Source organism: Pseudomonas sp. EA_65y_Pfl1_P113, assembly GCF_963970525.1.
Lineage (GTDB): Bacteria > Pseudomonadota > Gammaproteobacteria > Pseudomonadales > Pseudomonadaceae > Aquipseudomonas > Aquipseudomonas tritici.
This window is the reverse complement of sequence record NZ_CAXAQM010000674.1, coordinates 1-433: the sequence shown is the minus strand read 5'-3', so window position 1 is coordinate 433 and position 433 is coordinate 1. Positions and strand designations below refer to the sequence as shown.

Here is a 433-nt window from a genome sequence, read left to right as displayed (position 1 = left end):
CGAGGTGACGCGCGCCGCGATCTTCCTGGTCGACGGGCTGTCGCACCGCGAGGAGATGCTCACCGTCACCGTGCAGGATGCGCTCGGCGAAATCCCCCTGATCGGCGGATCTTCCGGCGACGGGCTCGACTTCAAGGAGACCTTCATCTTTCAGGACGGTGCCTTCCGCCGCGATGCCGCGCTCGTCGCGATCCTGTCCTCGGCGCGACCGATGCAGGTGTTTCGCTCGCAGCATTATGCGCCGGGACAGGTCAAGATGGTGATCACCGGGGCCGATCCGGTGGGGCGCGTCGTTACCGAGATCAACGCCGAACCGGCGGCGGAGGAATATGCCCGGCTGACCGGGACGACCGTCAACCAGCTCAGCCCCGCAGTCTTTGCCTCGCACCCGCCGATGGTGCGCGCCGGCGGCGAATATTATGTCCGATCGATC

General features: G+C 66.3%; 1 protein-coding gene. It reads left to right on the top strand.

What is annotated here, in order from left to right:
• Nucleotides 1–433 (top strand): FIST N-terminal domain-containing protein (locus AACY52_RS31665; protein ID WP_339561605.1); only part of this gene is annotated, 433 nt, incomplete at both ends.